Origin of the sequence: Actinomadura sp. KC345 (assembly GCF_004348515.1) — a bacterium.
Taxonomy (GTDB): Bacteria; Actinomycetota; Actinomycetes; order Streptosporangiales; family Streptosporangiaceae; genus Spirillospora.
On record NZ_SMKH01000086.1, the window covers coordinates 1 to 13,568 of the forward strand.

Genomic DNA, 13,568 nt, shown 5'->3' on the forward strand with positions numbered 1-13,568 from the left:
GGCCGGGCGTACGCCTGTGGGGGCCGGGACCGCCGTGGGGGTCAAGACTGCCGCGGGGGTCAGGACTGGTCGCCTACGAACCACTGGCCGCGTTGCCCGTTCGGCTTCCGGGCCTGCAGCTCGCCGTAGATGGTGACCTGGAGGGAGCCGCCGTTGGTGGCGACGACCTGGAGGGGGGCCTCGTCGTACTGGAGCGTGTCTCCGGTGTCGAGCTGCCCGTTCGTGAGCACCTTGCCCTGGGCGTCCGCGACCCGGACGACCACCGTCGTGGGCTGCCCGGTCACCCGGATCACCAGGGGGACGGATTCCGCGGGCGTCGCCGGGTCCGCGGTGGCACTGGCGGACGGACTCCCGCCACCGTCGCCTCCGTCGCCGGACGGCGAGGCGGACGTGACAGGGCCCTGCTGGTCGGATTCGCCGGAAATCGCGTTGACCAGCGCCATAGCGCCCACGACCAAAAGGGCCAGGGCGGCCACCACGGCGACTGCCGCGATCAGTATGCGCGCGAGACCCCTAGGGTCCGACCGATGACGTCCCACATGGGGAGGTTAGCGATAAGTGTCACCGCTGAGCGACGGACGTGACTCTTCGGGGCCATTCTTATTCGGACCCTGGTCCGTTTTAGCCCCGCCCTTCAGCACCTCACGGAGGATCGGGACCAGGCAGACCACGACGATGACCGCGATACCGGGGAGTAGGTAAGACTCGATCTCCGGTACCGCCGAGCCGAGAAAATGCCCGAGAAGGAACAGGGACTCCGTCCAGAACAGGGCGCCGACCGCGTTCCAGACGAAGAACCTGCGGGCGTCCATGCCGAGCATCCCGGCGAGCGGGTTGATGAACGTCCGCACGATCGGGATGAACCGGGCCAGCACGACGGCCTTGGCCGGGCCGAACCGGTTGAAGTAGTACTCGGCCTTCTCCGCCCACTCCCGCCTGAAGATCCTGGAGTCGGGGCGGTCGAAGAGCCTGCGGCCGTAGCGGGCGCCGAGCCAGTGACCGGTCTGGGCGCCGGCGATCGCCGCGATCGGGCCGCCGACCATCAACCACGGCAGCGACAGCGGCTGGAACTCCTGCCCGTTCACGGTCGAGACCGCCGTGAGGATCCCCGCCGAGAAGAGCAGCGAGTCGCCGGGAAGCAGGCAGCCGAACAGCAGCCCCGTCTCGGCGAAGATGATGACGATCACCCCGGCGGTCGCGAACGCGCCGAAGAGTTGCAGCCACGCCGCCGGGTGCAGCCACTCGGTGATACTGAGTGGCAGGGCAGTGAGTACCACTCCGCGAGCGTACCTTTCCACCCGCTCCCGATAGGCGGGATACTGGCGGTGGACGGCATGCCCGACCCGGTGATCGTGTGCCCTGGGGCGCTCTCCCGGGTACCGAACGACCGGGTGCTACCGCCCGGCCGGATGCCCGCTGGCACCGACCCATGTGTGAAAGGACGCTGATCAATGCCCATCGCAACGCCCGAGGTCTACGCGGAGATGCTCGACCGCGCGAAGCAGAGCGGTTTCGCCTTCCCCGCGATCAACGTGACGTCCAGCCAGACGCTGAACGCCGCGCTGCGCGGTTTCGCGGAGGCCGAGAGCGACGGGATCGTGCAGGTGTCCACCGGGGGCGCCGAGTACCTGTCCGGCTCCACGGTCAAGGACATGGTCATCGGCTCGACCGCCCTCGCCGAGTACGCCCGGGTCGTCGCCGCCAAGTACCCGGTGAACATCGCGCTGCACACCGACCACTGCCCGAAGGACAAGCTGGACGGCTTCATGCGCCCGCTCATCAAGATCTCGCAGGAGCGGGTGGCGCGCGGTGAGGAGCCGCTGTTCCAGTCGCACATGTGGGACGGGTCGGCGGTCGAGCTGCACGAGAACCTGCGCATCGCCGAAGAGCTGCTGGACCAGTGCGCCAAGGCGCGGATCATCATGGAGATGGAGATCGGCGTCGTCGGCGGCGAGGAGGACGGCGTCGCCAACGAGATCAACGAGAAGCTCTACACGACGCCGGGTGACGCGCTCGCGACCGCCGAGGCCGTCGGCGTGGGCGGGAAGGGCCGCTACATCCTCGCGGCGACGTTCGGGAACGTCCACGGCGTCTACAAGCCGGGCTCGGTCAAGCTGCGTCCGGAGGTGCTCAAGCAGATCCAGGACGCGGTGGCCGCCGAGCACGGCAAGGAGAAGCCGTTCGACCTGGTGTTCCACGGCGGCTCGGGCTCCACGCTGGAGGAGATCCGGGAGGCGGTGTCGTACGGCGTCATCAAGATGAACATCGACACCGACACCCAGTACGCGTTCACCCGCCCGGTCGCCGACCACATGCTGCGCAACTACGACGGCGTGCTGAAGGTCGACGGCGAGGTCGGCAACAAGAAGCAGTACGACCCGCGCTCGTGGGGCAAGGCGGCCGAGTCCGCGATGGCCGCCCGCATCGTCGAGGCGTGCGAGAGCCTCCAGTCCGCGGGGCAGAAGCTCAAGTAGGGCCGGCGCGGGGCCGGGCGATCACCGGCCGCCCGGCCCCGCGTTGCCTGACGAAACCCGGGGTAGGCTCGACGGCGTGGCACTGCCCCGCACCTACGAGTCGCAGAACTGCTCGATCGCCCGCTCGCTGGAGGTCATCGGCGATCGCTGGACGCTGCTGGTGATCCGCAGCGCGCTCGAGGGCGTCCGGCGCTTCGACGACTTCCAGGACGTCCTGGGCATGGCCCGCAACGTCCTCACCGACCGGCTCAACCGGCTGTGCGACGAGGGCATCATGCGCCGCGTCCCGTACCAGGAGCGGCCGGAGCGCTACGAGTACCGCCTCACCCGCAAGGGCGTCGAACTCTGGCCGGCGATGATGACGCTGCTCATGTGGGGCGACCGCCACTACGCCCCCGAGGGGCCGCCGGTGCTCGTCGGCCACCGCGGCTGCGACGGCACCCTGACCCCCCGCTTCACCTGCGATTCCTGCGGCACCTCCCTCGGCCCGTCCGACGTGGAACCCCGTCCCGGTCCCGCCGCCTGAGACCTCCAGTTGCTTCACGCAACCTTCTGCGGTCCAATGAGTTTTATGAAGCAACTCGATGTGCGCACCGCCGCTCACATTGGCCTGGACGATGTCCGGATCCGGCCGTACGGGATCACCGACCGCGACCGCGTCCACCGGATGTCGGCGCGGCTCTCCGCCGCCAGCCTCTACACGCGCTTCTTCTCCGGCACGCCCCGGATCCCCGACCACTACCTCGGCCTGCTCGACGGCCTCGACCACTGGAACCGCGACGCCCTCGTGGCCCTGGACGGCGGCGAGATCCTCGGCATCGCCGAGTACGTCCGCGCCGCCGGGCGGCCCTGGCGCGCCGACATCGCCATCCTCGTCACCGACCCCTGGCAGCGCCGCGGCCTCGGCTCCGCCCTGGTCGCCTGTCTCGCGGAACTCGCCGGACGGCGCGGCATCACCGAGTTCGACGCCGACGTCGTCCTCACCAACCGGCCGGCGCTCCGCTTCGTCCGGCACGGCTGGCCCGCCGTCCACGCGACCAGCGAGGGCGGCTCCGCGCATTTCCACCTGCCGCTCGCCCGCGCCGCCTTCCGCAATTCTGCCGGCAATGCAATGACCGACCCGCGGAACACGGCGTTCGAGCGAACTGATTCGCCACCTTACCTGGCGCAACGGTGACCAGGTCGAATACGGGAGCGACCACCGCGTTCCCGCACCGGCCGACGGAATGAACCGCACTTCATGGAAACGGGCGGGCGCCTTTCACGATGTCGCCGCCCGTTTTCCCTATTCCCCCGACCGCCTCCGGCAGGCAGGCGAAACGTGCCGTCGCCCCCGGCATCAGGGGCCGGCGTGGCCCCGGGGGCGGGACGCGAGGTGCTCGCCGACCCGCCCGACGAGGAGGGTCATCTCGTAGCTGATCTGCGCCGGCTCGGCACTGGCGTCGGTCAGCACGGTCAGTGAGGCGCCCTCGCCCGCCGTGGTGACGAACAGGAACCCGTCCTGCATCTCGATGATCGTCTGGTGCACCTCGCCCGCGCCGAACTGCGTGCGGGCCCCCTGGGCGAGGCTCTGCAGGCCGGCGGCCAGGGCGGACAGGTACTCGGCGTCCTCCTGGCCCAGCCCGGTGGACGCGCCCATGAGGAGTCCGTCCGCCGACTGCACCACCGCCTTGGTCACCTGGGGCACGCGTTCGACGAGCCCGTCGATCAGCCAGTCCAGCCGGTTGGTCGAATCGCCGCGCAGGGGCGTCACGTGGGTTCTCCTCTTCCGAGACATGGGGGTGGTCCGGGGTCGCCGAACGCCGCCACATGATTCCACCGCCGGAGCGGCAAGATCCACGGAATTCGGGACAAATAATCAACCAGTGGCTACGGTGTCACCCGAGTTCGGCCGTCCGGTGCCCCGCCAAGCCTGAGAGACGACACCATGAACGACGTCAGTCATATGCACACCGACCTCGGCCTTTTCGCCCGGTGAGGAGCCCGCGCCGCCGGCGTTCGATCCGGTTCTCCCTTTTCGGTCTGATCATTATTCCGATGATCTCCCTGATCACGTTGTGGGCTTTCGCGGCGCAGAGCACCGCCGCCGAGGCCATCAACCAGCGCAACCTCGACACCACGAACGAGATCTACGGCGCCGCCGCGCAGCCGATGCTGCTCACCCTGGCCCAGGAGCGGCAGGAGTCGGTGACCTGGCTGAGCAGCGGCACCCGGCAGCCGCGCACGTCACTGGACGCCGTCCGCACGAAGATGGACGGCACGATCGCGCAGATGAACGAGGCCGTGAACTCCGACGAGTTCCAGGGCACCCTGACCGGCCCGATGAAGCAGCGGCTGTCGGCGCTGATGGAGAAGCTCAACAAGATCGGCGAGCTCCGGGCCCGGGTCGACTCCCGCGCGCTGACGAGGCTGGCGGCGTTCAACGCCTACAACGACGTCCTCGAAGCCCACTTCCAGTACGTCGACGTGCTGGTGGCCGGCGACGGTCTCCAGCAGTCGGCCCACATGGCCGCCATGTCGCGCGGCATCGAGTTGCGCGGACGCGAGATCGCGCTGGTGGGCGGCGTCCTCACCGACGGCGGCCGGATGACCTCCGCCGAGCACACGGCGATCAGCAGGCTGGTGTACGAACGGCGATACCTGGAGGAGTCGAACCTCGCCGGGCTCCACCGGGCCACCGCGGCTCCCTTCCAGCAAGCGCTTTCGTCCTCCGCCGAGAGGTCCTTCACCTCGGCGGAGAACGGCATCCTGGCGGCCCGTCCCGGAGCGAATCTGCAGATCACCCCGGTCGAGTGGAAGAACGCCGCGGCGGCCTCCATCGGGCAGGTGGACGGCGCACTCGCGAAGTCCCGGGCGCTGAACGCCGCCGAAGCCAAGGAGAGGTCCGACGAGACCCTGCTGCGGCTCGCCCTCATCGGCGCCGTCGGGCTGGTCGCGATCGTCCTGACGGCGCTCCTCATGCTCCGGTTCGGCCGCCGCATCAGCCGCGACCTGCTCGGCCTCCAGGGCGCCGCGCGCACCATGGCCGAGGAGCGGCTACCCGACGTGGTGCGGCGGCTGAGCCGCGGCGCCGAGGTCGATGTGGCGGCGGAGGCCCCGCCGCTGGAGGTCGGCCGGACGGCCGAGGTGTTCAACGTCGCGGCCGCGTTCTCGTCCGTGCAGCGCACCGCCGTCGAGGCCGCCGTCCGGCAGGCCGAGCTGCGCACGGCGGTCAACCAGGTGTTCCAGAACCTGGCCCGGCGCAACCAGTCGCTGCTGCACCGGCAGCTGGCGATGCTGGACACGCTGGAGCGCAAGGCCTCCGATCCCGACGCGCTCGCCGACCTGTTCGCCATCGACCACCTCACCACCCGCATGCGGCGGCACGCCGAAGGTCTGATCATCCTGTCCGGCGCCGCGCCCGGCCGCGGCTGGCGCCACCCGGTCGGCATCCTGGACGTGCTGCGCGGCGCCATCGGCGAGATCGAGGACTACGCCCGCGTCGAGGTCGTCAGCACGGCGGAGGAGGGCATCGTCGGCTCGGCCGTCGCCGACGTGATCCACCTGCTGGCCGAACTGATCGAGAACTCGACCGTCATGTCGCCGAAGAACACGCCGGTCGAGATCGACGCCGGGCTGGTGGGCCAGGGATTCGTGGTGGAGATCCAGGACCGCGGCCTCGGCATGAGCCCGGAGAAGCTGGCGGCGCTCAACGAGCAGCTCAGCCGCGAGCCGGAGTACGACCTGACCAACGGCGACCAGCTCGGGCTGTTCGTCGTCGGGACCCTCGCGCACCGGCGCGGGATCAAGGTGGCGCTGGAGCCGAACTCCTACGGCGGCCTCAAGACCGTCGTGCTCCTGCCGCACTCGATCGTCGTGCCGGCGGACCAGACCGGCCGCGCGGACGGCGCCGGGACCGATCCGGCGGCCGTCCCCGCGGCGGCCCCCGACCGGACCGGACCGCCGGCGGACTCCGAACCCCCGGACGACACCGGCCACGACCCGCAGGAGTATGCGATGGACTCCGTCGGACGGCACCGCGCCGACGGCACCGCGCCGTACGGCGACCACGACCCGCTCGGCATGCCACCGCCGCCCGAGCCGCCCGCCGCCCCGCCCGAGCCGGGCGCCGCGCCCGAGCCGCGGCCGGCGTCCACGGTCGCGGGCACCCACGCGGGGATGCCGCGCCGCGTGCGCCGCGCGAACCTGGCGCCGCAGCTGCGCGACGCCGCACCGCCGGCCGACGCGGAGAAGCGGCCGTCCGGACGGGACGCGCGCTCGCCGGAGCGGGCCAGTTCGGTCATGGCCTCGATGCAGAGCGGATGGCGGCGCGGGCGGAGCGAGTCTCCGCCCGCCGGAGGCAACGACGGAGGCGAACGATGACGGAACCATCGACCTCGGCCGCCGAGGTGCGCCGGCTCCTGGACCGCCTGGGCGGCGGCGCGGAGATGGTGAACGGCGCGGTCCTGCTGTCCAGGGACGGGCTGGTCGTGGCCTGCTCCTCCGGTCTCGGCCGGGAGGACTCCGAGCATCTGGCCGCGCTGGTGGCGGGCGTGCAGGGCCTCGCCCGCGGCGCGTGCCGCCGGTTCGCGGGCGGCGAGCTGATGCAGAGCGTCATCGAGATGGACACGATGCTGGTGTTCATGGTCCCGGCCGGGGAGTACGCGTACATCGCCGTGCTGGCGGGCGCGGACGCGGACGCCGGCACGGTCGTGTTCCGGATGTTCTCGCTCGCCGAGGAGCTCGCCGAGCGCCCGCCGCTCATCCCCCGGCTGTCGGGGTCGGGCACCAGGTGAGGCACGGATGACCGATGATCGATGGCTTGACGGGGACGCGGGACCCGTCGTCCGTCCGTACACGGTCACGCGGGGCCGGACCCGGCTCCGGGACGACGGCCTCGACCTGATCTCCGTGCTGGAGGCGACCGGTGTGCCGGTCCCCCGGCGGGTGCGGCTCGACCCCGAGCACCGCAGGCTGCTGGCGATCTGCCGGCAGCCGATCACCTTCGCCGACCTGGCGTCCGAGATCAATCTGCCCGTCGGCGTCGTGCGGGTCCTGGTCGACGACCTGCGCGACGAGAACGCGCTCAGGGTGCTGAAACCGACCCCCACCGGCGACGTCCCGGACGAGCTCGTACTAAGGAAGCTGCTGAATGGACTACGTGCACTCTGACACCGCCGTCCAGAGCGCCGGCGCCAGGGGAGGCGGCGGTCAGCTGACCGCCGCGAAGATCCTCGTCGCGGGCGGTTTCGGGGTCGGCAAGACGACCATGGTGGGCTCCATCAGCGAGATCCGCCCGCTGCGCACCGAGGAGCTCCTCACCGACCGGAGCATCGGCGTCGACGACACCACCGGCGTCGACCGCAAGACCAGCACCACCGTGGCCATGGACTTCGGCCGGATCACGCTCCCGGACGACCTGGTGCTGTACCTGTTCGGGACGCCGGGCCAGCAGCGGTTCTGGTTCATGTGGGACGAGCTGGCGCTGGGCGCGGTCGGCGCGGTGGTGCTCGCCGACGTGCGCCGCCTGGCCGACTGTTTCGGCACCGTCGACTATTTCGAGGACCGCCGCACCCCGTTCATGGTCGCGGTGAACTGCTTCGAGGGCGCCGAGCGCAAGGATCCCGAGGACGTGCGGATCGCCCTGGACCTGGACGATGACGTGCCGCTGGTGCTGTGCGACGTGCGCAGCCGCGATTCGGCCAAGCAGGTGCTGATCACCATGGTCGAGTACGTCCTCACCAAGACCACGTCCCGGCGCTGAATTTCTCCGCCTTTTGAAATAACCCCGGCCCGGGATAATACAGAGGGCCATTACAATTGCTTTCGCATGCCCCCATCTCCCCGCACCCCCAAAAGGGATCACATGTCAAAGAATTTGCCCGCCTTTCCCGCCGCGGACGAAAAGGTGCTCGACACCTGTATCCGGCTGCGCGAGATCGGCCCCGTGGTCGAAGTGGAATTCCCCGGAGGGGTCGCCGCCTACCTGGCACTGACCCACGACGCCGTCAAGCAGGTCCTCGCCGGAGACAACAAGACGTTCCTGCGGGAGCCCGAGAACTGGCCCGCCCTGTACGACGGGACGATCCCCGAGGACTGGCCGCTGCGCGCCGTCGTCCAGGGAGGCCACCTGTCCACCAAGGACGGTGACGACCACCGGCGGCTGCGCGGCCTGGTCGGAAAGGCGTTCACGCCCGCGCGAGTCGAGGCGATGGAGCCGCGCGTCCAGCAGATCGTGGATGAACTGGTCGACGAGGTGATAGCCGCCGGCGACGGCGTCGACCTGGTCCCGGCATTCACCGAGGCGTTGCCGATGGGTGTGATCTGCGAACTGTTCGGCATACCCACCGAAGACCGGATCAAAATGCGCAACTGGACCGCCGTCCTCCTCGCGCACACGACTCCACCGGAAGAGGCTTTCGCAACACAGAAAGCCCTCGGGGCATATCTGCACGAACTGGTGGACCGCAAACGCCGGACCCCGGGCGACGACCTCACGTCCGGCCTGGTGCAGGCGCACGACGACGAGGACAGGCTCACCACCGAGGAACTGGTCGGCGTGCTGTGGCTGATGCTCGTCGCCGGCCACGAGACCACCGTCCACATGCTCGGCCACGCCATCCTGGCGCTCGCCCAGAACCCCGACCAGCTCGCCCTGGCCAAGGCCGAGGACCGGTGGAACGACGTGGTCGAGGAGACCCTGCGCTACCGCCACTCGGTGATGATGACCAGCTGGCGCTTCACCGCGGAGGACGTGACCATCGCCGGGGTGGACGTCCCCAAGGGCCAGGCGGTCGGCGTCGTCTACCAGGTGAGCGGCATCGACCCGGCCGAGCACGGCGAAACCGCGGACCAGTTCGACATCACCCGTGTGCAGAACGCGCGCCTCAGCTTCGGCCACGGCCCCCGCTACTGCATCGGCGCGTCGCTGGCCCGCCTGGAGGGACGACTGGCACTCGCCACGCTGTACCGGCGGCTGCCCGACCTCGCGCTCGCCATCGACCCCGACGACGTCCCCTACTCCCCGTCCTTCTTCACCATCGGCCCGCTCTCCCTCCCCGTCGCCCTCAACACCTGACGCCCCACCGGGACGTCCTTGCATGGCAGGCTGACAGCACGATGACTTTCTCCGTCAGCACCGGTCAGTAGGGTGTCGCCACAGTTGTGGCGACACCCTGCCCGGCCAAAGGAGCGAGCGACATGGCCACCATCGCAGTACACGAGTTCGTCTCCCTCGACGGCGTCATCGAGGACCCGAGCTGGACCTTCGACTACGGCTTCGACCCGCAGATGGGCGAGACCATCGGCAGGATCACCGAGGGCGCGACCGCGATCCTGCTGGGACGGACGACCTACGAGATGTTCGCCCCGGCCTGGCGCGACCGCACCCCCGAGGACGACCCCGGCGCCCCGTTCTTCAACGAGACGCCGAAGTACGTCGTCGGCGCCCGGCCCCTCGTCGAGGAATGGGCCAACACCACCGCCCTGGGCGCCTACAGCACCGACACGATCCGCAAGCTCAAGGACGAGCACGACGGCGTCATCTACATCTCCGGCAGCGGGCAGCTCGTGCGCGGCCTGCTCGCCGACGGCCTCATCGACGAGCTGCACCTGTTCGTCTACCCGGTGGCACTGGGCAAGGGCGAGCGCCTCTGGCGCGAGGACGAGACCCGGCTGGCCCTCCAGTCCCACGACGTCTACCCCAACGGCGTCGTCCACCTCTCCTACGCCCCAGCGGCGAAGACGGACTAGAAGCATTCGGGTCGCCGCGGTTCAGCCCTGGCCGGGCTCGTGGCGGCCGATGCCGGGGAGGAACCGGCCGACGGTCGCGGCGTACCGTGCGTAGGCGTCGCCGTGGACGCGCCGCAGGTACGGCTCCTCGACGGCGCGCACCTGAAGCTCGATCGCCACGACCGTCACGGCCATGCCGCCCAGCGACACCGGGTTGGGCACCATCGCGGCCAGGCCCGCGACCGTGACGATCATCGCGGTGAAGATCGGGTTCCGGGCCAGTGCGAACACTCCGGCCGTGACCAGTTCGGTGCGTTCGGTCTCGTCGACGCCGACCCGCCAGGACGCGCCCATCGACAGCTGCGCCGCCACCGTGCCGGCCGCACCGCCGAGCGCGAAAACGACCCCGGCGCCCCGTACGAAGGCGTGGTCCAGGATGGTGACGGCCTCCATGCCCGCGAGGGCCGCGACCGGTCCTGCGGCGCCGAGCAGGAAACCGGTCACGACCAGGACGCCTGCCCACCAGTGCACAGCACCGGGTGCCCATCCGATGCCGCGAAAACCCGCGTCGCCGGTACGGCGCCGTTGGATCCAGCCGCGCAGCCCGAAGGCCAGCAGAGCCCAGACCACCCAGATCGCCAGTGCGAAGACAGCCATGAGTACCTCCAGAGAAGGGAGACGAGGTTGACCGCCAGGCCTGGCTTGCCACAATTGTGAGTAATTGCTCGGCTTGTCGGCTACTCGCTTTTCCGGAGGTCGTCACGGTGGCGGACAAGAGGCTGCGCCCCAGGAAACAGCCCGGACAGCAGCGGGCGCTCGACACCCGGGAGCGGCTGCTTGCGGCGGCTGCTCGCGTTTTCTCCGAGTACGGGTACGCCGCGGGCACCACCAACCGCATCGCCGAGGCCGCCGGTCACTCGATCGGCTCGCTCTACCAGTACTTCCCGAACAAGGACGCCATCCTGGTCGAGCTGGCCACCGCGCACGCCCGCGAGGGGATCGCCGCCGTTCAGCGGCACCTGGACGGCGGCCCCCTGCCGGAGTCCCTCGAAGGCAAGATCCGGCTGTTCGTCCGCGCCGCCGCCGACAACCACCGCGACGACCCGGCCTTGCACCGCGTCCTGTTCGAGCAGGCGCCCCGCCCGCCCGAGCTGCTGGAGTTCCTGCACAGCGCCGAGCAGGACGCCATCACCGCCGCGACCGCACTGCTCGCCGCCGACCCCGAGGTCACCGTCACCGACGTCCCCATGGCCGCCCGCCTCGTGGTGAACACCATCGAGTCCCTCGTCCACCGCGTCTACGTCAACGGACCCCCCGAGGACTCCGACCGCTTCGAGAACGAACTGGTCACCATGCTCACCCGCTACCTGACCGGCGACCCGCGAGGACAGGGTCGAGCCGCGCGGCGTGCCGCGTCCCCGCTCAGGGAGAGCGGGTGATCGTCGCCTCCGGCGGCCCCGACCCGGGTTGGTCCGGACCTGCCCGGGCTGCTTACGATGGCCCGCATGACCCAGAACCTGCTCGGCGGCCCTCCTCCGACCGAATTGCCGGACAACACCGAGGCCCGTACGGCCCTGGAGAACGGCGTCGACCCGTTCGAAGTCGCCGCGCGCCACCCCGGCTACCCCGGCGCGTGGGCCGAGCTGGCCGATCGCGCGTTCATGGCCGGCAGCGTCATCGACTCCTACGCGTTCGCCCGCACCGGTTACCACCGCGGCCTCGACATGCTTCGGCGCGCCGGGTGGAAGGGCCAGGGCCCCGTGCCCTGGGAGCACGAGGCCAACCGCGGCTTCCTGCGCGCCCTCCACGCGCTCGGCCGCGCCGCCGCCGCCATCGGCGAGGACGACGAGGCCGAGCGCTGCAAGACCTTCCTGCGCGACAGCAGCCCCACGGCCGCCGACGTCCTCAAGGGGGAGTAGCGCCGAGCGAGCGGGCCGCCCGGTGCGCCTGAGCGGCGACACCGGGGATGCCCGAGGTCAGGAACGGCCCGCCGCCCGCCAGGTCGCCGACCACGTGCAGGCGCGGGTCAGGCCGTCCGCCGACCAGGAGGCGGCCGGTACCGGGATCGGCGGCGAGTCCGCCGTGCGGGTGCCGCGCCGCCCCCTGGCCGAGCAGGGACGAGACGAGTTCCCCGGCGGCCCGGGGGACCGCGTGCGGCGGCGGGTTGACCGCGTTGATCACGACGTCGGCGGTGTGCGTGCCCGCGCCGTGCTTGATCCGGAAGCCGCCGGCGGCCTCGATCTTCTCGATGCCCGGGAGAATCCGCAGCCCTCCGGCGTCGAACAGGTCGAGGAGCGCCGCGGCGTTGCGGGGCACCATCGGTGAGGCCAGGCCGGTGATCGTCCGGAAGAGGCCGGAGCGGAGCCGCGCCCGGTCGGTTTCGGGGAGGAGCCGCCAGGCGACCGGGCCGGCGGTGTGCGCGGCCTCCTGGATGATCCGGCGGCCGAGCATGGGCGCGTCCACCATGGCTAGTTGCTCGCGCAGGTTCGCGACGGGGTCCGCCGCCGCGGTCGCGGCGATCCGGGCGGCGAGCTCGTCCCAGTCCTCTCCGTGCTCCGCCAGCTCCGTGCGGATCAGGCCGGTCAGGCGTTCCAGCGTCACCGGCCCGCGCAGCGACCCCACCCCGTCGGGCGTCAGGTGGCGGACGGCGGTCTCCACCGGGCGCTGCCAGACGTACGGGAGCGTCCCGCTCCGCGACACCAGGCTGATTCCGCCGGAATGCCCGCGTGCGGCCAGGGACACCACGATGTCGACGGCGGTCAGGCCCGCTCCGACGACCGCCACGTCCCGTCCGGGCGGGATCTCTGCGAGGGTCCGTTCGAGCGGGTACGGATTGGCCACGAAGCCCGGCGCGCCGGTGAGGCCGTAATGGTCGACGGGGGTGCCGCCGCCCACGCAGAGCGCGATCCGGTCGGCGGCATACCGCCGCCCGTCCACGGTCCGCAGGGTCAGGCGCTCGGCCGGCGAGACGTCCGCCACGGCCGCCCGGACGACCTGCGCTCGGCCGAACCGCGCGAGGGCCTCCTCCGCCGTGTCCTCCAGGTAACGCCCGTAAACGGCGCGGGGCGGGATCGGCTGCCCGAGCCGCTCGTCCCGGTGGGCGCCGGGCGCGTGCCGCTCCAGCCAGCGCGCGTAATGGGCGCGGTCGCCGAACCGGATCGACATGATCTCCGGGGGGACGTTGACGAGCACGGAATCCAGATCGGGCTGGTAGGGACGGCCGCGCCACGGTAGCGGCGCGGGCTCGAACACGGTCACGGAGTCCACTGCCTCGGGGTCCAGGGCGTCCAGCAGCCCGACGGCCGCGGCTCCCGCCCCGATGATCGCGATGTCCATGGCGCCGAGCCTCGCCGCCCGGGGCGTCCCGCCCCATCCCGCCGGTTC

The 13,568-nt window shown here is 70.9% G+C and carries 16 protein-coding genes; 11 read left to right on the forward strand and 5 right to left on the reverse strand.

All coding sequences use genetic code 11. The features are described from left to right. Positions 1-59: 59 nt before the first annotated feature. The gene (locus tag E1281_RS16570) at positions 60-443 is read right to left on the reverse strand and encodes a RodZ domain-containing protein (protein ID WP_243717020.1); all 384 of its coding nucleotides are present in this window, start codon (positions 441-443) and stop codon (positions 60-62) included. Between the two features lie 105 nt (positions 444-548). Beyond that, positions 549-1,277, reverse strand: coding sequence for a DedA family protein (locus E1281_RS16575; protein WP_131879128.1), 729 nt, complete (start codon positions 1,275-1,277; stop codon positions 549-551). A 174-nt stretch (positions 1,278-1,451) separates the two neighbouring features. Between E1281_RS16575 and fbaA the strand changes: the two genes are divergently transcribed. The 3 genes from fbaA (at position 1,452) to E1281_RS16590 (ending at position 3,651) form a co-directional block, all read left to right on the forward strand. Further along, complete coding sequence (fbaA, locus tag E1281_RS16580; protein WP_131879130.1) at positions 1,452-2,474, forward strand: class II fructose-bisphosphate aldolase; 1,023 nt, start codon at positions 1,452-1,454, stop codon at positions 2,472-2,474. A gap of 76 nt (positions 2,475-2,550) precedes the next feature. Next, the gene (locus E1281_RS16585) at positions 2,551-3,000 is read left to right on the forward strand and encodes a helix-turn-helix domain-containing protein (RefSeq protein ID WP_131879132.1); all 450 of its coding nucleotides are present in this window, start codon (positions 2,551-2,553) and stop codon (positions 2,998-3,000) included. A gap of 45 nt (positions 3,001-3,045) precedes the next feature. Next, positions 3,046-3,651: a GNAT family N-acetyltransferase gene (locus E1281_RS16590; protein ID WP_243717022.1), complete on the forward strand. Its 606-nt coding sequence runs from the start codon at positions 3,046-3,048 to the stop codon at positions 3,649-3,651. Positions 3,652-3,813: 162 nt separating this feature from the next. Here the strand turns inward: E1281_RS16590 and E1281_RS16595 are convergent, their stop codons facing one another. Further along, positions 3,814-4,227 carry a roadblock/LC7 domain-containing protein gene (locus E1281_RS16595; protein WP_243717023.1) on the reverse strand — a complete coding sequence of 138 codons (414 nt, stop codon included), beginning with the start codon at positions 4,225-4,227 and terminating at the stop codon, positions 3,814-3,816. 284 nt (positions 4,228-4,511) lie between these two features. On the opposite strand from E1281_RS16595, the gene E1281_RS16600 reads away from it, so the two are divergent. The 6 genes from E1281_RS16600 (at position 4,512) to E1281_RS16625 (ending at position 10,205) form a co-directional block, all read left to right on the forward strand. Continuing rightward, positions 4,512-6,836 (forward strand): nitrate- and nitrite sensing domain-containing protein, encoded by a 2,325-nt coding sequence (locus E1281_RS16600; protein ID WP_165958960.1) that lies wholly within the window; start codon positions 4,512-4,514, stop codon positions 6,834-6,836. After that, positions 6,833-7,249: a roadblock/LC7 domain-containing protein gene (locus E1281_RS16605; RefSeq protein ID WP_165958961.1), complete on the forward strand. Its 417-nt coding sequence runs from the start codon at positions 6,833-6,835 to the stop codon at positions 7,247-7,249. The genes E1281_RS16600 and E1281_RS16605 overlap by 4 nt, the downstream gene beginning before the upstream one ends. Before the next feature lie 7 nt (positions 7,250-7,256). Further along, positions 7,257-7,625 (forward strand): DUF742 domain-containing protein, encoded by a 369-nt coding sequence (locus E1281_RS16610; protein WP_131879142.1) that lies wholly within the window; start codon positions 7,257-7,259, stop codon positions 7,623-7,625. Beyond that, a complete protein-coding gene (locus E1281_RS16615; RefSeq protein ID WP_131879144.1) occupies positions 7,606-8,217 on the forward strand; it encodes an ATP/GTP-binding protein in 612 nt (203 codons plus the stop codon). The genes E1281_RS16610 and E1281_RS16615 overlap by 20 nt, the downstream gene beginning before the upstream one ends. Positions 8,218-8,319: 102 nt before the next feature. Beyond that, on the forward strand, positions 8,320-9,531 hold the full coding sequence (locus E1281_RS16620; RefSeq protein WP_165958962.1) for a cytochrome P450: 1,212 nt from the start codon (positions 8,320-8,322) through the stop codon (positions 9,529-9,531). 122 nt (positions 9,532-9,653) lie between these two features. Then, positions 9,654-10,205 (forward strand): dihydrofolate reductase family protein, encoded by a 552-nt coding sequence (locus tag E1281_RS16625; RefSeq protein ID WP_131879148.1) that lies wholly within the window; start codon positions 9,654-9,656, stop codon positions 10,203-10,205. A gap of 21 nt (positions 10,206-10,226) precedes the next feature. Here E1281_RS16625 and E1281_RS16630 read toward each other — a convergent pair whose 3' ends face one another. After that, positions 10,227-10,841, reverse strand: a complete 615-nt coding sequence (locus tag E1281_RS16630) for an isoprenylcysteine carboxylmethyltransferase family protein (protein WP_131879150.1) — start codon at positions 10,839-10,841, stop codon at positions 10,227-10,229. A gap of 107 nt (positions 10,842-10,948) precedes the next feature. Here E1281_RS16630 and E1281_RS16635 point away from each other — a divergent pair, with 107 nt between their 5' ends. Together E1281_RS16635 and E1281_RS16640 are read left to right on the forward strand one after the other, a co-directional pair. Next, complete coding sequence (locus tag E1281_RS16635; RefSeq protein WP_131879152.1) at positions 10,949-11,623, forward strand: TetR/AcrR family transcriptional regulator; 675 nt, start codon at positions 10,949-10,951, stop codon at positions 11,621-11,623. Between the two features lie 57 nt (positions 11,624-11,680). Next, positions 11,681-12,103: a DUF3151 domain-containing protein gene (locus E1281_RS16640; RefSeq protein WP_131879154.1), complete on the forward strand. Its 423-nt coding sequence runs from the start codon at positions 11,681-11,683 to the stop codon at positions 12,101-12,103. Here the strand turns inward: E1281_RS16640 and E1281_RS16645 are convergent. Next, entirely contained in the window at positions 12,090-13,520 is a 1,431-nt protein-coding gene (locus E1281_RS16645; RefSeq protein ID WP_131879156.1) for an FAD/NAD(P)-binding protein, read from the reverse strand. The two genes, E1281_RS16640 and E1281_RS16645, sit on opposite strands and share 14 nt — an antisense overlap. Positions 13,521-13,568 lie beyond the last annotated feature (48 nt).